The organism is Rhizobium sp. L9 (assembly GCF_002531885.1).
GTDB lineage: Bacteria > Pseudomonadota > Alphaproteobacteria > Rhizobiales > Rhizobiaceae > Rhizobium.
In genome coordinates this window covers 64,350-83,948 of sequence record NZ_NWSZ01000023.1, presented here as the reverse complement: position 1 = coordinate 83,948, position 19,599 = coordinate 64,350, and the positions used below count along the sequence as shown (strand labels likewise).

14 protein-coding genes are annotated in these 19,599 nt (G+C 61.1%); 5 read left to right on the top strand and 9 right to left on the bottom strand.

What is annotated here, in order from left to right; genetic code table 11:
- Window positions 1–9: 9 nt before the first annotated feature.
- Window positions 10–477: an Lrp/AsnC family transcriptional regulator gene (locus CO660_RS22370; RefSeq protein WP_097600622.1), complete on the bottom strand. Its 468-nt coding sequence runs from the start codon at window positions 475–477 to the stop codon at window positions 10–12.
- A gap of 150 nt (window positions 478–627) precedes the next feature.
- Between CO660_RS22370 and CO660_RS22365 the strand changes: the two genes are divergently transcribed.
- Window positions 628–1,806, top strand: coding sequence for an amino acid aminotransferase (locus CO660_RS22365; RefSeq protein WP_097600549.1), 1,179 nt, complete (start codon window positions 628–630; stop codon window positions 1,804–1,806).
- A gap of 25 nt (window positions 1,807–1,831) precedes the next feature.
- The gene (locus CO660_RS22360; RefSeq protein WP_097600548.1) at window positions 1,832–3,457 is read left to right on the top strand and encodes a thiamine pyrophosphate-dependent enzyme; all 1,626 of its coding nucleotides are present in this window, start codon (window positions 1,832–1,834) and stop codon (window positions 3,455–3,457) included.
- A gap of 21 nt (window positions 3,458–3,478) precedes the next feature.
- On the opposite strand, the gene glgB is transcribed toward CO660_RS22360, so the two are convergent.
- The 3 genes from glgB to CO660_RS22345 are packed head-to-tail and all read right to left on the bottom strand — an operon-like array spanning window position 3,479 to window position 12,183.
- Window positions 3,479–5,677: a 1,4-alpha-glucan branching protein GlgB gene (gene glgB, locus CO660_RS22355; RefSeq protein ID WP_097600547.1), complete on the bottom strand. Its 2,199-nt coding sequence runs from the start codon at window positions 5,675–5,677 to the stop codon at window positions 3,479–3,481.
- On the bottom strand, window positions 5,674–8,955 hold the full coding sequence (gene treS, locus CO660_RS22350) for a maltose alpha-D-glucosyltransferase (protein ID WP_097600546.1): 3,282 nt from the start codon (window positions 8,953–8,955) through the stop codon (window positions 5,674–5,676). The genes glgB and treS overlap by 4 nt, the downstream gene beginning before the upstream one ends.
- A complete protein-coding gene (locus tag CO660_RS22345) occupies window positions 8,956–12,183 on the bottom strand; it encodes an alpha-1,4-glucan--maltose-1-phosphate maltosyltransferase (protein WP_097600545.1) in 3,228 nt (1,075 codons plus the stop codon).
- 266 nt (window positions 12,184–12,449) lie between these two features.
- Between CO660_RS22345 and CO660_RS34500 the strand changes: the two genes are divergently transcribed.
- The 3 genes from CO660_RS34500 to CO660_RS22330 all read left to right on the top strand — a co-directional run bounded on the left by CO660_RS34500 (window position 12,450) and on the right by CO660_RS22330 (window position 14,542).
- A complete protein-coding gene (locus CO660_RS34500; protein WP_097600544.1) occupies window positions 12,450–12,812 on the top strand; it encodes a hypothetical protein in 363 nt (120 codons plus the stop codon).
- A 69-nt stretch (window positions 12,813–12,881) separates the two neighbouring features.
- Window positions 12,882–13,772 carry an MBL fold metallo-hydrolase gene (locus CO660_RS22335; protein ID WP_097600543.1) on the top strand — a complete coding sequence of 297 codons (891 nt, stop codon included), beginning with the start codon at window positions 12,882–12,884 and terminating at the stop codon, window positions 13,770–13,772.
- Complete coding sequence (locus CO660_RS22330; RefSeq protein ID WP_097600542.1) at window positions 13,769–14,542, top strand: phosphotransferase; 774 nt, start codon at window positions 13,769–13,771, stop codon at window positions 14,540–14,542. The genes CO660_RS22335 and CO660_RS22330 overlap by 4 nt, the downstream gene beginning before the upstream one ends.
- On the opposite strand, the gene CO660_RS22325 is transcribed toward CO660_RS22330, so the two are convergent.
- From CO660_RS22325 to CO660_RS22305, 5 genes are all read right to left on the bottom strand, one after another.
- On the bottom strand, window positions 14,543–15,586 hold the full coding sequence (locus CO660_RS22325) for a magnesium and cobalt transport protein CorA (protein WP_097600541.1): 1,044 nt from the start codon (window positions 15,584–15,586) through the stop codon (window positions 14,543–14,545).
- Between the two features lie 178 nt (window positions 15,587–15,764).
- Complete coding sequence (locus tag CO660_RS22320; protein ID WP_085781698.1) at window positions 15,765–16,274, bottom strand: GNAT family N-acetyltransferase; 510 nt, start codon at window positions 16,272–16,274, stop codon at window positions 15,765–15,767.
- A 3-nt stretch (window positions 16,275–16,277) separates the two neighbouring features.
- Window positions 16,278–16,562, bottom strand: a complete 285-nt coding sequence (locus CO660_RS22315) for a DUF1778 domain-containing protein (RefSeq protein WP_085781699.1) — start codon at window positions 16,560–16,562, stop codon at window positions 16,278–16,280.
- A gap of 227 nt (window positions 16,563–16,789) precedes the next feature.
- Window positions 16,790–18,241, bottom strand: a complete 1,452-nt coding sequence (locus CO660_RS22310; protein ID WP_097600540.1) for an NCS1 family nucleobase:cation symporter-1 — start codon at window positions 18,239–18,241, stop codon at window positions 16,790–16,792.
- A 141-nt stretch (window positions 18,242–18,382) separates the two neighbouring features.
- Complete coding sequence (locus tag CO660_RS22305) at window positions 18,383–19,534, bottom strand: alpha/beta fold hydrolase (RefSeq protein WP_176536348.1); 1,152 nt, start codon at window positions 19,532–19,534, stop codon at window positions 18,383–18,385.
- Between the last annotated feature and the right edge of the window lie 65 nt (window positions 19,535–19,599).

Below are 19,599 nucleotides of genomic sequence, written 5' to 3'. Positions count from 1 at the left end.
CGGCCGCTCTCACGTCACGATCTGCAGCGGCAAAGCGGTCGTCTTTTTAATCGTCTTGAGGACGATGCTTGATTTGACCGACGCCAGATTGTCGGTGACCCGGATCATTCTTTCGAGAAACTGGCTGAGATGGTCGAGGTCACGCGTCATGACCTTCATCAGAAAGTCGGCGTCGCCCGTCTGCGAGTAACATTCCAGGATCTCCGGCGCAGTCTCGATGAAACGATGGAGCCGCTCGTTTCCGCCTTCGGTATGGGCTCGAAGGCTGACGAGCGTATGTGCGACGACGGTGAAACCCAGTTTCACCGGATTGAGGATAGCGACGACGCTCTGGATATATTGCTCTTTGCGCAGTCTTTCCAAACGGCGCGCGCATTGAGTGGCGGACAGGTTGACCTTCTGGGACAACTCGCCCTGCGTCATCTCGCTGTTTTCCTGGAGGGCGGCGAGCAATTTGATATCGAACGGATCAAGCATGACCATCACTCCAGACGGTGATTTTCTGCACATTATAGGCCGCTTCCGCCGATTGTCTGCACGATCGCGGACTCCAGGGGTGAAAATCGCAGAAATTCGCCGTGACAGTTCAGTTAATCTCCAGCCACAATGCAAAAGCGAGGTGGAACCGTGTTTGACCAACTGAACAGCCGGCCGGCCGATAGCCTGCTCGCCCTCATCAAGGCCTTCCAGGCCGACGATCGTCCCGGAAAGATCGACCTCGGCGTCGGCGTCTATCGCGATGGCATGGGACGCACGCCCGTCATGCGGGCCGTCAAGGCGGCGGAGCAGTTTCTCCTGGAGACCCAGGGCAGCAAGAAATACCTCGGCCCCGAAGGCGATCTGCAATTCGTGCGCCTGCTTGAGCCGATCATCTTCGGCAACGCGCCGAAATTCGCCCAACGGCTCGCCGGTATTCAAACGCCCGGCGGCAGCGGCGCGCTCCGTCTCGGCGCGGAGCTCATTCAAACGGCAAACCCATCAGCAAAGGTTTTTTTGGGAACGCCGAGCTGGCCCAACCATGCACCGATTTTCGCTTCGGCACGCTTGGGCGTGAAGGAATACGCCTTCGTGGACCTGACTTCACAGCAGGTGACATTCGACAGCGTCGTCTCCGCCTTGTCTTCCGCCGGGGAAGGCGACGTCGTGCTGCTTCACGGTTGCTGCCATAACCCAACTGGCATCGATTTCACCATGGAGCAGTGGCGAAAGATTACCGACCTCCTCGTCGCGCACAGGCTGGTGCCCTTCATCGATCTTGCCTATCAGGGGCTCGGCGACGGCCTCGAACAGGATGCCGCCCCGACACGCATGATCCTCGATGCGGTCGACGAGGCGCTGATCGCCTATTCCTGCGACAAGAACTTCGGCCTCTATCGCGAACGCGTCGGCGCACTTTATGTCCTGGCTCGCAATGCCGATGACGTCAGAAAGGCGGAAAGCAACATGGCGGCGCTTGCCCGCGTCAACTGGTCCATGCCGCCGGACCATGGGGCTGCCGTCGTCAGGGCCATTCTCGAAAGCGCAGAAATGAAGGCAATGTGGCGCGCCGAACTCGAAGAAATGTGCGAGCGCATCAACGGCAATCGCGCGGCGCTGGCTGCTGCCTCGACCGAACTGGCCTTCATCAGCCGGCAGCGCGGCCTGTTTTCCAATCTCGCTATGCGCAAGGAAACGGCGATCGCGCTCAGGGCAAACCATGGCATCTACATGGCGGATTCCGGCCGCATGAATCTTGCCGGCATGCAGCCCGCCGATGCCGGCGCCATCGTCGCCGCGCTCAGGGCCGAAGGCTGCCTGAAGTCATAAATCAACACTCCGTTGGAGCCTCCGAATGAGCAGGAAAGAAACGACCGGCCAGGCGATCACCCGATCGCTTGTCGCCCATGGGATCGACACGGTCTTCGGCATCCCCGGCGCCCATATGTATGATTTCAACGATGCGCTTTATGACGCCGGCGACAAGATCCGGTTCATCCATACAAGGCACGAACAGGGCGCGGCCTATATGGCCTACGGCTACGCCAAGTCCACCGGCCGGATCGGCGCCTATACCGTCGTGCCCGGCCCGGGTGTTCTCAATTCGGGCGCGGCCGTCTGCACCGCTTACGGCGCCAACGCGCCGGTGCTCTGCATCACCGGCAACATCATGTCGCAGCTCATCGGCCGAGGCAGAGGACAGCTGCACGAACTGCCGGATCAACTCGCGACAATGCGCGGGATTACCAAGACGGCCGAACGCATCAATCACCAGTCCGAAGCCGGTGTCATCATGGCGGGGGTTGTCGCCAAGATGCGCTCCGGCCGCCAGGGCCCGGGAGCGGTTGAAGCCCCTTGGGACGTGTTCGGACAATCCGGCCCTGAAATCGACATTCCCATTGGCGCGAGAGCGCCTCATCCGGCAATCAATCCCGATCAGATCGCCGCCGCGGCGGCGCTGATATCAAGCGCCAGTAATCCGATGATCATGGTTGGCGGTGGCGCGGCGGATGCCGGCGCTGATATCGCCGCGCTTGCGGAACTGCTGCAGGCACCGGTGACATCGCATCGCTCCGGCAAGGGCATCGTCCCCGACGACCATCCGAACTATCTGAATTTCGTCGCCGCCTATGAATATTGGAAGAAGGTCGACGTGCTGATCGGGGTCGGCAGCCGGCTCGAATTGCAGTTCATGCGCTGGAAGTGGGTTCCCAAGGGGCTCAAGATCATCCGCATCGATATCGATCCGACCGAAATGGTCCGCCTCAAGCCGGATGTCGGTATCGTCGCGGACGCCAGGGATGGAACGAAGGCGCTGATCGATGCGCTGGCCGGTTCCGGCCGCGAGGATCGCACACGTGAATTTGCCGAACTCAATGAAGAAGCAAGGTCTCGTTTTTCGGCGGTGCAGCCGCAGCTTGGCTATCTCGAAGCCATTCGCGAGGCCCTGCCGAGAGACGGCTTCTTCGTCGAGGAAATCAGTCAGATGGGCTTTGCCGCCCGCTTTGCCTTCCCGAGCTATGGTCCACGCCGATACGTGACATGCGGCTATCAGGACAATCTTGGTTTCGGTTTCAACACCGCCTTGGGCGTGAAAGTCGCCCATCCCGACAAAGCCGTGATCTCCGTTTCGGGTGACGGCGGCTTCATGTTCGGCGTTCAGGAGCTTGCCACCGCCGTACAGCACAGGATCGCCGTCGTCGCCATCGTGTTCAACAATTCCGCTTATGGCAATGTGCTGCGCGACCAGAAGCAGACCTATAAGGGCCGCACTCTCGGCTCGGATCTGACTAATCCCGATTTCGTCGCTCTCGGCGAAAGCTTCGGCATCCGATCCTTCAAGGCGACGAGCCCCGGCGAATTAAGGGACGTGCTGGAGAAAGCCCTTGCACTCGACGAGCCCGTCCTCATCGAAGTTCCAGTTGAAAAGGGATCGGAGGCAAGCCCCTGGCCCTTCATCCATCCGGCTCCGCACGAATGACCGGAAGGAGGCGAAACCCTATCAAGGCGACTTAAGAAAGATCGTCGTAAGCGGCGGCAGCGTCAGCGAGAGCGAATGCGGCCTCCCGTGGGCAGATACTGGTTCGCTCGACACTGCGCCATTGACGAGGCCCGAGCCGCCATATTCGCCCGCATCCGTCGTGATCTTCTCGATCCAAACGCCATCCTGCGGGACGCCGATCCTATAGCCATAGCGCGGCACCGGCGTGAAATTCGAGACGACGAGCACCGACGAGGAGCGGTCAGGGGCATAACGCAGCATGCCGAGGACGGAATTCACGGCGTCATCAGCCGCCGCCCATTCGAAGCCTTGGTGATGGAAATCGCCAAACTGCAAGGCCGGCTCGTCTTTGTAAAAGCCGTTCAGATCCTTGACCAGCCGCTGGATTCCCGCATGCGCGGGCCGATCCAGCACATCCCAGCTGATTGAGGCGTCGTGGTTCCACTCGCCAGGCTGAGCGATCTCGCTTCCCATGAATAACAGCTTCTTTCCGGGATGGCCCCACATGAAGGCGAGGTAACTGCGCAGGTTGGCGAACTTCTGCCACTCGTCGCCGGGCATCTTGCCGAGCAGCGAGCCCTTTCCGTAGACCACCTCGTCGTGCGAAATCGGCAGAATGAAGCGTTCGGAATAGGCATAGATCATGCTGAAGGTCATCGTGCCGTGGTGGTAACTCCGGTAAACCGGATCCTTCTCGATATAGCTTAGGCTGTCATGCATCCAGCCCATGTTCCACTTCATGTCGAAGCCGAGCCCACCCTCTCCCGGCGGTTTCGTCACGCCGGGCCAAGCGGTCGACTCCTCTGCGATCGTCATCGCATGCGGGCAGCGCTCATGGACGATGCTGTTCAGGTGCTTGAAGAATTCCACCGCTTCCAGGTTCTCACGGCCGCCATACCGGTTGGGAATCCATTCCCCCTCGTTGCGGCTGTAGTCGCGGTAGAGCATCGAGGCGACGGCATCGACGCGCAATCCGTCGATATGGTAGCGTTCGAGCCATTCGAGCGCGCTGGCGATCAGGAAGCCTTTCACCTCATTGCGACCGAGATTGTAGATCAGCGTGTTCCAGTCGCGATGAAAGCCCTCACGCGGATCCTCGTGTTCGTAGAGCGCGGTGCCGTCGAAGCGGGCGAGCCCCCAGACGTCGGTGGGAAAATGCGCCGGCACCCAATCGAGGATGACGCCGATCCCGGCGCCATGGCAGCGGTCGATAAAATAGGCGAGATCCTCAGGCGTGCCATAACGGCCGGTCGGGGCGAAGAGGCCTAGCGGCTGATATCCCCAGGAGCCGCCGAAGGGGTGCTCCATGATCGGCAGCAGCTCGATATGGGTGAATCCCATCTCGCGAACATAGGGAACGAGCCGCTGGCTGAGCTCGACCCAGTCGAGCGACCGCCCGCCATTCTCCCGCAGCCAGGACCCGGCATGCACCTCGTAGACGGAGATCGGCCCTTCCAGTCTTTGCTGTCGCGACCGGCCCTTCATCCAATTGTCATCAGTCCATCGAAATCGCGTCGAGGATGCGACGATCGAAGCGGTGGACGGGGCGGCTTCGCTCGCTCTCGCCACCGGATCGGCTTTCTGCGGCAAGCAGTTTCCATGCGGATCGATGATCTCGAACTTGTATCTCTCGCCAGGCGCCAGCCGTGGCACGAACAGCTCCCAGACGCCCGCCGGCTGCCTTAGCCGCATTGGGTTTCGTCGCCCGTCCCAGGCGTTGAAATCGCCGACAACTGAAACGCGGCGGGCATTCGGCGCCCAGACGGCGAAGCGGACGCCCGCGACGTCGTCGACCGACATTTCGACCGCGCCGAGCGTCCGGCTTAGGCTGTAATGGGTGCCCTCGGATATCAGGTGGAGATCGAGCTCTCCGAGCAGAAGCCCGAAGCTATAGGGGTCCTCGGTGATCTGCTCGCCATCCGGCCACGTGATCCGCAACCGGTAGGGCATCCTCGAACCCATCGCCGCCGCAAACAGGCCGGAGGGGTGAGCGATGCTGAAGGGTGTCACCACCCTGCCGCTCGCCGCTTCGATGAGATCGACGCCTTCGGCACCCGGCAGATAGACGCGCACGATCGTCATGCCGCCGCTTTCATGCGGACCGAGGATCGAGAAGGGATCGCCATGGCGTCCCTCGATCAGGGCCCAGAGGGCGTCATGCCCGATGCCGGCGAGAAGTTCCGAGCGTTCAATATTCATGCCGTTACCCCCGCTAAGCGCGATACGATTTCGGTAAGGCCGGCGAGCGGGATCGGCAGCCATTTCGGCCTGTTGCGGGCCTCATAGGCGATTTCATAGGCGGCCTTTTCAAGAAGAAAGGCATCGAGAACCCTCCGTCGTTGTTCGGTCGGCATGGCGAGCGCCGCGGATGTCGAAACTGCCTGCCAATAAGCGCCGAGAAAGGCCTCCTCGGCCCTTCGGCCGAACCGCGCGATGGCGTCGCGGCGAACCTCGCTCTCATGTTCGGTAATGGCGTCGTTTTCGAGCTGGGCGGTGGCGACGAGATAGCTGAGCGATCTTAAAAGTCCGGCGGCATCGCGCAGGGGAACGGTCTTCGCGCGGCGCTCGGCCAGATTTTTCGCTGGCTCGCCTTCGAAGTCGATAATGACCGCGTCACCCTCGCTGACCAGGATCTGGCCGAGGTGGAAATCCCCATGCGTGCGCGTCATCAGCGAGCCGCGGGCGCTCTCCGCCAGTTTCGCGCCAAGCTCGATGAGTTCCGATCGTCGATTGAGAAGCGGGCCGGCGAGTTGATCGATCATGGGATCGGCGTTTTCCTCGCGCTCGGCAAGCTTCGACATGGCATAGGCCACTTCGCCCGACACTGCCTTCTTGATCGCCTCGACCTCGTCGTCGCCGGCGACGACAGGACTGAACGCCTCGTCTGCGTTTTCTCCAGCAAGCACTGCGTGCAGCTCGCCCAACCTCACGCCGACCATTGCGACGAAGTTGATGAGCGGCTGGAAGACCTCGTCGTCCGGCTCAAGCGCCGGATCGTTCAAGACGAATTCGTCCGCCGCGCGACGCAGATTGTTCAGCATCCAGTTCCAGGCGTCGCCCTGGTTGCGAATCGCGCCCTGGACGATGATCAAGGTCGAGCGGCGGCCGCTGGAATCGGTGTGCGCGACCTCGCCGAGCAGCGGCGCGGTGTGGTCGTAACCCGCGCAGGTCAGAAACCGCGTCATCTCCACCTCTGGATGGACACCTGGGAAGATGTGCCGGATCAGCTTGATCATCGCGAGGTCGCCGACGATCAGTGAGCTGTTGGATTGCTCGGCCGAGAGCCAATGGACCGGCATCTCGTCGGTGATATTGAGGCGGTCGAGCCGTTCGGTTCCGAAAAATTCGAGGGTGCCGGTGCGCCCCGTAATGCGCGAACGGTCGGCAAGTCCGCGCAGGATGCCGCGCGCCATCGGCTCGACCGCAAACCCATCCGTCAGGAAGCCGACCCGCCTGCCCTGGCGAACCCGCCCGAGGGCGAGCTGCTGCGTCAGAGCGGAGGGTTGCGCGTCGTCCCAGGCGATCGCCAACGGCAGCTGATAGGACTCGCTATGATCCGGCAGCTCCACCTCCAATTCGCCGAGGACGACGCCGTCAGCATAGGGTATCGGCGTCGCCGAGATCAGCCGGGCCGCCTGAAGCGGCTGGTCCTTGGCGCCGAACCAGCGCCGCTTGGTGAGATAGGCGGGGAGAATTTCGTTGCTGAGGACGCGTCCCAACCGCGGCTCATCGACGAGATCGAGCAGCCCACGGCGCAGGACCATCGTCACGAGATCGGGAAGCTGTTCCGGCGGCGCGGTGCGCCATGCCGGCGGGTCGGCATGGGCGGCGAGTTGAAACCAAAAGAAGCCGTAAGGCGGCAGTGTCAGGAGATAGGTCAGTTGCCCGATCGGTGGAAACGGCGACATGCCCGTTAGTTCGATCGGCACGCGGCCCTCAAACGCCGAGAGGTCGAGCTCGACCGCCTGGGGCAGTCGCGAGAGGTTTGCGACGCACATCAGCGTCTCGCCGTCATATTCCCTGAGATAGGCCAGGATCTTGCGGTTCTCAGGCGACAGGAAACGCAGCGATCCCCGTCCGAAGGCCGGATGCCGGCCACGCAACGCCAGCATCTTTCGCGTCCAGTTGAGCAGCGAATGCGCGTCGGTGCTCTGGGCTTCGACATTGACGGCCTCGAAACCGTAGAGCGGATCGGCGATCAGCGGCAGGACGAGGCGCGCCGGATCCGTCCGGGAGAAGCCGCCGTTGCGGTCCGGTGACCATTGCATCGGCGTCCGCACCCCGTCGCGGTCGCCGAGATAGATGTTGTCGCCCATGCCGATCTCATCGCCATAATAGATCACGGGCGTTCCCGGCATCGACAGAAGCAGCGCGTTCATCAGCTCTATGCGCCGGCGGTCGCGCTCCATCAGCGGTGCCAGGCGCCGCCTGATGCCGAGATTGATGCGGGCGCGCTTGTCGGATGCATAGGTCTCCCACAGATAGTCCCGCTCCGCGTCAGTGACCATCTCAAGCGTCAGCTCGTCATGATTGCGCAGGAAGATCGCCCACTGGCAGTTCTCCGGAATTTCAGGCGTCTGACGCAGGATGTCGGTGATCGGGAAGCGGTCTTCCTTGGCGATCGCCATATACATGCGCGGCATCAGCGGGAAGTGGAACGCCATGTGGCATTCGTCGCCTTCGCCGAAATATTCCCGCGTGTCCTCGGGCCACTGATTGGCCTCCGCAAGCAGCATCACGCCGGGATGAGTGGCGTCGAGAGCGGCACGGATGCGCTTGAGGATCGTATGGGTCTCGGGAAGATTTTCGTTGATCGTCCCCTCGCGCTCGACGAGGTACGGAATTGCGTCGAGGCGGAAACCGTCGATGCCGGTCTCCAGCCAGAAGCGCATCACCTTCAGCAGCTCCTCCATAACCAGCGGGCTGTCGAAATTGAGATCGGGCTGGTGAGAATAGAAGCGGTGCCAATAATAGGCGCCGGCGACCGAATCCCACGTCCAGTTCGATTTCTCCGTATCGAGGAAGATGATGCGCGTTTCCGGGAATTTCTGGTCGCTATCTGACCAGACATAGAAATCCCGCTCCGGCGATCCCGCAGGTGCATGGCGTGCGCGCTGGAACCAGGGATGCTGGTCGGAGGTATGGTTGATGACGAGCTCGATAATGACGCGGATATTTCGCTGATGGGCGGCGTCAACAAAGGCGCGGAAATCCTCCATGGTCCCGTAATCCGGGCTGACATTGCCGTAGTCGGCAATGTCGTATCCATCGTCGCGGCGCGGTGAGGGAAAGAAAGGCAAAAGCCAGATGGCGTTGACGCCGAGCGCTGCGATGTGATCGAGCTTCTGGTGCAGTCCGGCAAAATCGCCGACACCATCGCCATTGGCGTCGTAGAACGACTTGATGTGCAACTGATAGATGATCGCATCCTTGTACCAGAGCAGCGGGTCGGCGCTACCGGGATTCATCGTGTCCATTCATGCCTCCGCTGCGCGAACGCGCCAGATCGCAAAGGGCAGGATCTGAGGATTGAAACTCACTCTCTGCCATTTGCCGTTCCACCTGAACGAGTGCCCCGTGACCAAATCCTCGGCGTCGAGCGCGCCGCCGTCCCCAAGCCCCCATTTCCACAGAGGCAGCTCGACATTGCTCTCCTGAAAATTGTGGGGATCGAGGCTGATCGCGATCAGCAGGACATTGTCGCGGGCGCGGCTCGCCTTCTCGAAGAACAGGATATTGTCATTCCACGCGTTCAGCAGCGTCAGCCCGAGATGCGAATGCAGCGCGGTGTTTTCGTTCCGGATGCGGTTCAACATCCGGATTTCGGCGATGATGTTGCCCGGCCTGTCGTAATCCCAGGCGCGAATCTCGTATTTCTCACTGTCGGCATATTCCTTGCGCTTGGCATCGGGACGCCCCTCGCAGAGTTCGAAGCCGTTATAGACGCCCCACAGTCCGGAAAGCGTCGCGGCTAATGCCGCGCGGATCAGAAAGGCCGGGCGCGGCGCGTTCTGCAGAAAATCCGGATTGATGTCATGGGTATTGACGAAGAAATGCGGGCGGAAGAATTCCTTCGGCGCCGTCTCGGTGAGCTCCCGCATATATTGCTCGAGCTCCCACTTGGTATTGCGCCAGGTGAAATAGGTATAGGACTGGGAGAAGCCGATCTTCGCCAACCGGTACATGACCTTCGGCTTGGTGAAGGCTTCCGACAGGAAGACGACCTCGGGGTGGCGCGCCCTGATATCGCCGATCAGCCATTCCCAGAACGGGAAGGGTTTGGTGTGCGGATTGTCGACCCGAAACAGCTTGACGCCCTGGTCGACCCAAAGCTGGACAATATCCCTAAGTTCCACCCACAGGGAGGGCAGCGCGTCTTTCGTATAGAAATCGACATTGACGATGTCCTCGTATTTTTTCGGCGGGTTCTCCGCATATTTGATCGTGCCGTCAGGCCTCCAGTCGAACCAGCCGGGATGTTCCGTCAGCCAGGGATGATCCGGCGAAGCCTGGATTGCAAGATCGAGTGCGATCTCCAGCCCATGCCGACCCGCCTCCTCGACCAGTCGGCCGAAATCCTCGAAATCTCCAAGCTCTGGATGAATTGCGTCATGGCCGCCCTCCTTGGAGCCGATGGCATAAGGACTTCCCGGATCGCCGGGTGCTGCCTTCAGGCTGTTGTTGCGCCCCTTCCGGTTGGTCGTTCCAATCGGATGAATCGGCGGGAAATAGAGCACGTCGAAGCCCATGCCGCGGATATCCGGCAGTCTCGGGATGACGTCGTCAAAGGTCCCGTGCCGGTTCGGATCGCCGCTTTGCGAACGCGGAAAGATCTGGTACCAGCTGGCGAAGGCCGCCGACTTGCGTTCGGCATCGACGGCGCTTGCCGTGGAGCGAAGCCGGAAAGGCCGCTTATCGGCCCGTTTCATCAACTCGGCTGTCTCGGGGTCGAGCAAGATCGCCGTGCGCTCGGCATCGGAAGCGTTTTCAAGACTGTCGATGAGCGCCTGCAACTCTGCGCCGAGTGCCGCCTGCGCTTCGGCTTTTGCGGCGCGGACGAGGTCCAATCCTTCCTGCAGCTCCAGTTTCAGGTCCAGCCTGGCATCGTTCTTCTTGGTCAGCTCGTAGCGGAAGATCGCGAACGGGTTCTTCCACGCTTCGACCGCGAATTCATAGCGCCCGACGCGTTCCAGCAGGAATTCGGCACGCCAGCGGTCGTTCTCGACCAACTGCATCTCCGTCTCCTTCCACTCCGCCATGGCATCGTGCGGCCGCCAGAGCAGCACGGCGGCGATCGGGTCGTGGCCGTCGGCGAATATATCGGCCTCGACTGTGACGGTTTCGCCGACGACACGCTTAACGGGAAATCGTCCGTCATCGACCCGAGGCATGATGTTTTCGATGGCAAGCCGCGGCGAAGCGATCGCCTGCTCGACGTCGATGGCGGGCCGGGATGCGATCGGCTCGGGCGCCTTGGCTTCGATGATCCGCGTCTCCCCTGCCCGCAGGCGCAGGACAGCGCCATCGGCCGCGACGGGAAGATAGCCGGAGGCAGCCTCGCGAAGGGCTGTCATCGGCGCGGATGCGCTTCTCCTGAGATCCCTGTTAATCAGGACGAACCGCACATTCGATGTGCCGCGAAGATCCTGCTCCTCGGATTGCACAAGCGCCGAGACCGGCCCGTTGGCGTTGCGGACCAGGCGAAGCGATGGAGCGCGCACGTGGTCGGGCCTGCCGATCCCCGCGTTGGCGGCGCGTATCTCGGCGGAGATATCGAAGGCGAGATCGTGGCGCAGCCTCCGCAGCCCCGAACCATCGCCATGGGTCGGATCAAGTGGTGTCGCCGCACCATATTCAAAACCCATGGGAACCATCAGGCCGCCGCCGAGCGAGGCGGCAAGCCGCAGCGCTCTGACGGCACGCCGCTCGAGGAGTTCACGGCTCTCGGTGCCATGCGCAATGCGTCTGGCAAAGGGCGGCTCGGGAAAGGCGACCTGCCAGCCGAGCGGTTCCTGGACGCGATGCTCCTCGACGAACCATCTCTCGTCGAGGTCCCACCAGGCCATCGATGAAAAACATCCAGAAAAGCCCGCATCCGCGATCGCTCTTCTTACGGCAAAATCGGTGCCGGGCGTCCAGACCAGGAATTGCACGTCAACCTTCTCGCGCACCGCAGCGATCAGCGATTTGAAAAGCGCCGGTGCGGCGCGATCGATCCCGAGCACCCGGTAGCCGGAGAGGCCGAGTCCGGACAGCCGCCACAGCCGCTCGGTCCACTCCCCCAACAAATGCAATTGCCGCTCGGACCCGATCGTGTTCATCGGCTCCGCCGGATCGAGCGGCGAACGTCGAGGATCGACCGGACGAAAGCCGGCTTGTGCATCGCCGACTTTCCCGTCGAGCATCAGGTCCATCATCAGGCCGACGCCGCTCTTCTCCGCGGCCTCCGCCAAGCGCGATATCCCATCATCGACCGCGCTTCCGAGCTGCAGTTCAGGATCGAGGCGATCGAAATCCCGGAAGGTAAAGACGCTGCAGTCCCCGCCTCGGTCGAAGAGCGGCGCCGTCAGAACATAATCAAAGCCGGTATCCGCCGCATGGTCGAAAACCTCGCGCCATGCTTCGATGCCTTGGAGAAGTAGCGGGTTGACATAATAGATCCGGGGTGGGGTGCTGAACGCACCCTGCTTCGCAGAGAGTAACATCGGCCGCCGCCTCGCGTTGCTTTTCAGGCAAACTTCCTTTGGCGGAGGTTGTTCCACTCAAACCGTCAATTCACGGCTGCATGGGGCATGGCAAGGCGGGACACGCATGGGTGGTGAGATGGGAGACGACGTGATCCGGCAAGCCGGTCTCACTCAAGGAGCGAAGGAAGACCGCATGATTTGCCGGTAGAGATATTGCCGACATGCGTTAAAAGATCCTCTGACTGTTTCCGATCGGGAAATATCGAGCGGTTGAGAGCCCATCAATCCTTAGATCAATAGTCTTCATCACCGTCCTCACGGCTTGCATACCCTGCCTCGCCTCCTGGAGCATCGAGACAGATCGCTCGACACCCGATAAGCACGGCCTGTTTGAAATCCGCGAGGAGGCCAGGCGTTTCATCGCACAGGGGAACGCGAAGGGGCATGAGCGCTGGGACGTGCTGGAACCAAACGCGAAGGTGCTGGTTCCCCGATGCGCCGTCCCGCTCCAGGCACGATGGACGCCTAAGAACCTCGGCCGCTCGAAGCCTAGCGTTATGGTGATCTGTGCGGTCACTGTGCCGAACGCCGTGATGGAACGGTGGGATGTGCCAGTACCCGTGGAGCGGACATCTGGGAGCCCTTAGAAGGCGCGCATCCAAACGAGACTTGATGTAGTAGATGATGTCACTGCGATTGCAATAGGGCGGGCAGACGTGATCCAAGCGGTAGAATTGTGCTCCTATCCCGGACTTGACGAGCGCATCGTCATCCTGCGGGCAGGAGACGAAGTCGATGCCGTGTTTGTGCGGACCGAGAGGTTCAATGTCCTGATCGATACGCTCGGCACACCCCATCTGTGCCGGATGGCACTGGATCAGCTTGAGGAAAGCGTCGAGGATCGCCCGCTGGTCGTCGTCAATTCGCATATGGATTGGGATCACTTCTGGGGAAACTCTGCGGTTTCAGGACGTGCTCCGATCATCGCGCATGCCGCAGCGCTCGACCGTCTGCGTGATGCCTCCACGCAGGAGGTCCTGAAGGACAAGACGAGACAGGAAACGCGGTTTGCGAATGTCGAACTCATCGGCCCGGATATCACCTTCTCCGGCTCGATGGCCCTGAACGGCGGCGATCTGACGCTCGAACTCATTCATACGCCGGGACACACGCCTGACCATATCGCCGTCTGGATCCCGGAACTCCGGATCTGCCTGGCCGTCGACGCGGTGGAAACTCCTATTCCCGAAGTCTGGAGCAGGAGTGCCGATGATCTTCGCCAGATCCGCTCCTCACTCAGGCGGATCCGTGACCTTGATGCGAAACTGGTCATTCCCGCGCACGGCAGAACATCTTCGCCTTCGGCAGTGGACGAGAACCTTGCTTATTTCGAGGCCCTGGCCGTTCGCGTCGGCGGCCTGAGTGAAAGCCGGCTGGCTGACCCGCAACTCGGCAGTACAAGTGGTTTCCGGCTCGAAGACTTCGTCGCAATACCCGTCGAGATGCCTTCGGACACGACGGCCTTCTATCGGAACTGCCATGAGACGAACCTTGCCGATACGGTTCAGGCTCATATCGAAAAGCTGAAATCTGGAGGCCATGCGTGAAATTATTGGAGGGCGGGCGAACCGGGCAGATCTGGCGCGACGGCGATACCGTGATCAGACCATCCGGCGCATGGACGCCGACCACGCACCGGTTCTTGCGCCATCTCAGAAGCAAAGGCTTTCCGGCGGCTCCGGAGCCCATTCAAATTACCGGCGACGATCGGGAGGTCGTCAGCTACGTCGCCGGTCGCGTCTGCGAGGACCTTGGCGATCCCCTTGTCGGATCGGAGCGCATGTTGATGTCCGCAGCGAGACTTCTGCGTGACCTTCATATGGCGTCTCAAGGCTTTCTGGAATCAGATGACAGGCCGCAGATATGGATGCTGCCGCCGCAGGAGCCACGTGAGATCGTCTGTCACGGAGACTTTGCGCCCTACAATGTCGCCACCGTCAATCAGGAGGCTGTCGGGATCATCGATTTCGACACTGCCCATCCCGCCCCGCGCCTTTGGGATCTCGCCTATGCGGTCTATCGCTGGGCACCCCTTTCCGATCCTGGCAATCCCTCGTTGGCATTCGGTCTCGACCACCAACTGCGGCGGGCGAAAATCTTCTGCAACGCCTATGGCGCGACGACGGAAGAACGGCGCCGGCTTCCCGAGATGATCTGCAACCGACTTCAAGCCCTCGTCGATTTCATGTTGGCAAGGGCTGCGGCCGGCGACGAGGCCTTCGCGCAAGACGTCGATGCGGGAGACGCGAGGCTCTATCTGAACGACATCGGCTATATCGGGATACACCGAAATCGGCTGCTGGAAGCGCTATCCTGATTAAAGCCATTTTCGCCGGCGGAAGAAGCCGAACAGCCCGAGGCACAGAACGGCGATGACGCCCAACACGACGAAATAGCCATACTGGAATTTCAATTCCGGCATGTCGCTGAAATTCATGCCGTAGATGCCGGCGATCGCGGTGGGAACGGCAAGGATCGCCGCCCAGGCGGCGAGCTTGCGGGCGATCGCCGTCTGCTCCGTCTGGCCGATCATGACGCTGGCCTCGAAGGCGAAGGCGAGCACCTCGCGCAGCGCGTCGATATCTTCCTGAACCCGGCGCACGTGATCGGTGACATCGCGAAACAGCGACTGCAGTGTCGGATCCATGCCGGGAAGGTCGATATGCTCGTATCGCCGGCAGACGTCGACAAGCGGCACCACGGCGTTGCGCAGGCGAAGGAGCTTGCGCCGCAGCAGGTAAAGCCGCTCGATGTCGGATTTTCCCAACTGTTCGCGCAGCACAAGATCCTCGAGCATCTCGACTTCTTCCTGCACCACCTCGATGACAGGCATGTAGTTGTCGACGATGAAATCGAGGATGGAATAGAGAATGTAGTTCTCACCATGGGCAAGCGCTGCCGGCGTCGCCTCGCAACGCTGCCTGACCGCCAGATATGAGGACGACTCCCCATGGCGGACCGAAACGACATAACCGCGGCCGACGAAGAGATGCGTTTCGCCGAAGACGATCTCGCCGTCCTTCATATGAGCAGTGCGGGCGACGATGAACATCGCCTCCCCGTAGATTTCCAGCTTCGGGCGCTGGTGGGGCTGCGCTGCATCCTCGATTGCCAGCGGATGCAGATTGAACTCGGCCTGGATCTGGTGCAGCAGCACTTCATCCGGCTCGTGCAGGCCGATCCAGACGATGGCATTCTCCCGGTTTCGCCACTCGCCGGCTTCCTCTATTTTGATGTCGCGAATACGCTGCCCATGCTCGTAGACGGCGGCAGCCACGACGCCGCGTCGTTCATAAGGAGGCGACGCCGACCCGCTGCCGACCTGCGCGGAAACACTGTCCAGATCCTTCAGCCGTTCCAAATCCTGCCGTCCTCCCCGTTCCGCGGCTCACATATCCGCATCCAACGCCGGTCAAGCGTTGCGCCGATCATAATGCCATTTCGTAAAACATGCATCCGCTTCCGCACGGCGACTGGCTAAACCCTCGCTATCCGAAAAACGCCCATCCAATGGCCAGAGGGGCGGCGGGCCTGCATCTCTATCCACCGAGACCTGAAAGCCATGCACGAATATCCTCCAGTGAGCGAATACGGATCGATGAGTTGTCGCGCGAGGGCATGAAATCCCAGCTCTGCCAGAACCGCTCGGCTTCTTCATCGATCGCACGGACGACGATGGCCCGTCCGCCGATGATATCGGCTCCGGCAACGCAGCGAAGAAAGGCATCCTTCACGAGTGCCGATCCGATACCTTTGCCCCTATAGCGGCTATCCACGGCCAATTGCCCGATCAAGAGGCAGGGAATCGGATCGGGCGGACGTCCAGTTCTGATCTTGCGTGATACGACGTTGGGCTCGATGACCGTCGGTGCGAGGCCGTAATAGCCGATCACCCTATCGTCGTCGCAAACGACAAACGTCCGGGTAAATCCACGTTGCTGATTCGATGCTGCAAAGTTCTGTAGCCAAGAATCCAGGGACGGCTTGCCACAGGAAAACCCCTGAAGTCGATGACGCCCGTCAAGAAGCTCGACATTTGACAGCGCCACCGGTCAATTTTCCCAAGGCGCCTTGCGCTGCAAGCGTTCCACTACTTTCGGCGATGGCGCGGATGGTGCCGCCTCGATTGCCGTCACAAAGGCATCGAAAGCATCGGGAGACAGGCGGATGACGCTTTCGTTCAGGATCGCCATCTGCGCCTCATGCACGGCAGCGCGTCGCATAAACTCTGTCCGGGAGAGACCCGTGAGCGCTGCACCACGGTCAATGACTGCCAGATCATCATCGCGAAAACGCATTGATACGGGTATTTCCTTGCGGGGAGCGGTGTTTGCCATGGTTTCCCTCATGAGGCATCGGGAAGCTATATAGGCGAATGTAACGCGGAACGCAATACATTTAAAGTGCGTATACCTAATTGACGGCGCAATACTCATAGGCCGTACGGCCATCCATGCAGTGGCGGTACGCCGTTTGAACCGGGCGAATGACCGGCTCCCTCCGGCAGCAGATTTTCCAAACAGAGCATGAAGGCGCCCGGCGATGGCCAGGCGCCTTTGTTTCGTCATGAGGCGAAGGCCGGAGTGCGCCGCGCGCCCATTCTCAGCACGAAATAGATCGCCCCGCCGATGCCGACGCCGAAAAACCAGCCATAGGTGCCCCACCAGTCCGGCAGGATGGAGGTGAAGGTCGGCAGGATCGACGAGAACAGCGCGCCCACCGCAAATGCGATGAAGGCATTGCCGTGCCATCCATTCTGGAACCGGAACTCGCCATTCTCCTGATAGAGCGCCTCGACGTTCAGCTGGCTCTTCCTGATGAGATAGTAGTCGACCATCATGATGCCGAAGATCGGCCCCATCGTCGAACCGATGAAGTTGACGAAATGCGCAGCACCCGTCTCCCAGGGAGCAAACGGATAGAGCACGAGGGCGATCAAAGCGGCGATATATCCGCCGCGCTTGAAGTTGATCTGGCGCGGGAAGACATTGGCGAAGTCGAAGGCCGGCGAGACGAAGTTTGCCACGACGTTGATGCCGAGCGTTGCAACCGCGAATGTCAGCGCCGCAAGCAGCGCCAGGAACCAGCTGTCGAATTTCGCCGAGATCATTTCCGGATGCAGCAGGACCTCGCCGTACACAGTGAAGGCGGCCGTGGTCGTGACACCGGCGACGAGGCAGAATGCCAGGAGGTTGATCGGCAGACCCCAGAGATTGCCCTTCCGCAGCGCCTTTTCGCTCGTCGCGTAACGCGAGAAATCGCAGAAGTTCAGGTAGAGTGCCGCGAAATAGGTGATCCAGGTGGCCGCCACGGCGGCAAGTGCGGCGATGGAGCCGGGCTCGCCCGGCACGCCGGCATCCTTGGTCTTTTCGATCAGCACGTCACGCGGGATTTCTGAACCGAACGAGAAGGTGCCTGACTTGACGACCAGATAGACGGCCAGGATCAGCATCATGATCCAGACGGCAGGACCTGCCCAATCCTGGAACCTGCGGACCGTTTCCATGCCGCGCTGAATGATCAGCAGCTGCAGCGCCCAGACGATGATGTAGCAGATGAGTTCGAGGGTCGAGTGGCCGAGCATGTGGCTGTTCTGGTGGAAGGCGAGCAGGCTCTCGTTGCGGATCAGCAAGGCGACGATCGCGCCGGATGCGGCGGCGGTCTGCGCGCCGTACCAGAAGCAGGCGACCACCGCCCGGACCAGAGCCGGAACGTTGGCGCCGAACGTGCCGAAGGAGGCGCGCGCCAGCACCGGAAAGGGTACACCGGTGCGCACGCCGGCATTGCCGACCAGGCTCATCAGGAAGAAGATGACGAGGGAGCCGATGCCGATAGCGATGACGAAGTTCACAAAGCTGCCGCAGAGCAAGAACAAGCTTGCCGCCAGATAGTAGCCCCAAAGACTATGGACGTCCGACGTCCAGACGTTGAAGATGCTGAATGCGCCCCACTTACGCTCCTCCGCGGGCGCAAGATCCTCGTTGTACAACGAGGGAGACGGATTTTGAATGCTCATAATGCCCTCCCATATCCCCAGTGGCCGACTCGGCCACGATGGAAGTCTGCGCTTCATTTAGGCATCTGACAATTTAATAGTCACATTGTACACAATCCTGATGATCAGGATGTACAGGCTCCCGACTTGGAGCAAACCGCTCTATTGCGAGCGAACGACACGTCCTGCCAGGCGAAACGGGCTTGCGACTGCAGCGCCTGCGGCATCGAAGACGAAGGCGCCGACATCGCCGGCGGTCGACCGCCTGCCGCTCTCGAAGGAAGCAAGCTGGGCGCCGAACTTCGCGAGCGATGCGTAGCGGTCGTGGCCCAACCCGTAGGAGGTCTTGATCGAGGTAATGTCGATGACCCGGAGCCTCGCCTGCAAGGCCGCCTCCTGGATGACGGGATCGTCGATATCGAGGCGGCCGACGCGCGCCCGTTCGCCGGCGATGAAGCTTGAGGCCACAAGCGCCCGGTCGTCCTTGGAAACCAGAAGGGAGATCGGGTTCGGCATTGGACCGATGTCCTTCAGCTGCGACCGGAAGACATCGACGTCGATGTCTGGAGCGGCGAGCACCACCGCCAGCTTGCCGATCACGGCGTTACGATGCTGCAGCTTGAGCTCTCGCACCGTTTCCATCACCAGGAACCCGCCCATGCTGTGCCCAAACAGGATGACGCGCTTCACCTTGCCCGATGCCGAGAGAGATGTAACGAGAGAATCGAGTTCGCTGCGCGAGGAAAGCGCAGCGTCGCGGTCGGCGACATATCCGGTGACGGATGCCGCCGAAGGCCAGGAAAACAGGATCAGAGCGCCCGGGATCTTCGCGTCGGCGGCAATCTGCGCGGTGCGGTAAAGCGCCTCCTGATAACTGTAGTTGTAGCCGTGGACGAAGATGCCGACGGTGCCGTCGGGCTGCACGGAGGCGAGCGCCTGCTGCACGAAAGCATCGTTCGGCAGCTGCCTGCGCTTGACGACGGCAAATTGCCGCTCCGGATCCGGCTTCGACTTGGGATAGATGATCACGGTATCCTTCCTGACGGGAGGAACCGAGAAAGCGTATTGCTCATAGGTCAGCTTCTCGGCCCATGTGCTGTCGAACCCGCCCCGCACGCGATCCGGGGTCCTGTTGGTCGCGACGAGCACGCTCACCCTGTCCGGCGCCGTTTCCGAACGGGCCGGCACGCTCAGATGAACAGGCCTCAAGACCTCAGCCGATGGCCGCGTGGCGCAGCCGGCGAGCGTCGCCAGGCCGATGGTGACGATGATCGCGCGCATTGGCTTTGGCAGGCCTCGGAAATGTGGCTGCATTATCGATCCGTTTCCCTCAGATCCAGACGCTCTCCGGCGTGTGGTTCTGACCACGTCATCTTCGC

Bases quoted from the DNA above. Each gene is read 5' to 3' on its own strand.
- CO660_RS22370 (WP_097600622.1), bottom strand. From the start codon at position 477: ATGCTTGATCCGTTCGATATCAAATTGCTCGCCGCCCTCCAGGAAAAC.
- CO660_RS22360 (WP_097600548.1), top strand. From the start codon at position 1,832: ATGAGCAGGAAAGAAACGACCGGCCAGGCGATCACCCGATCGCTTGTC.
- glgB (WP_097600547.1), bottom strand. From the start codon at position 5,677: ATGAATATTGAACGCTCGGAACTTCTCGCCGGCATCGGGCATGACGCC.
- treS (WP_097600546.1), bottom strand. From the start codon at position 8,955: ATGGACACGATGAATCCCGGTAGCGCCGACCCGCTGCTCTGGTACAAG.
- CO660_RS22345 (WP_097600545.1), bottom strand. From the start codon at position 12,183: ATGTTACTCTCTGCGAAGCAGGGTGCGTTCAGCACCCCACCCCGGATC.
- CO660_RS22315 (WP_085781699.1), bottom strand. From the start codon at position 16,562: ATGGCAAACACCGCTCCCCGCAAGGAAATACCCGTATCAATGCGTTTT.
- CO660_RS22310 (WP_097600540.1), bottom strand. From the start codon at position 18,241: ATGAGCATTCAAAATCCGTCTCCCTCGTTGTACAACGAGGATCTTGCG.
- CO660_RS22305 (WP_176536348.1), bottom strand. From the start codon at position 19,534: ATGCAGCCACATTTCCGAGGCCTGCCAAAGCCAATGCGCGCGATCATC.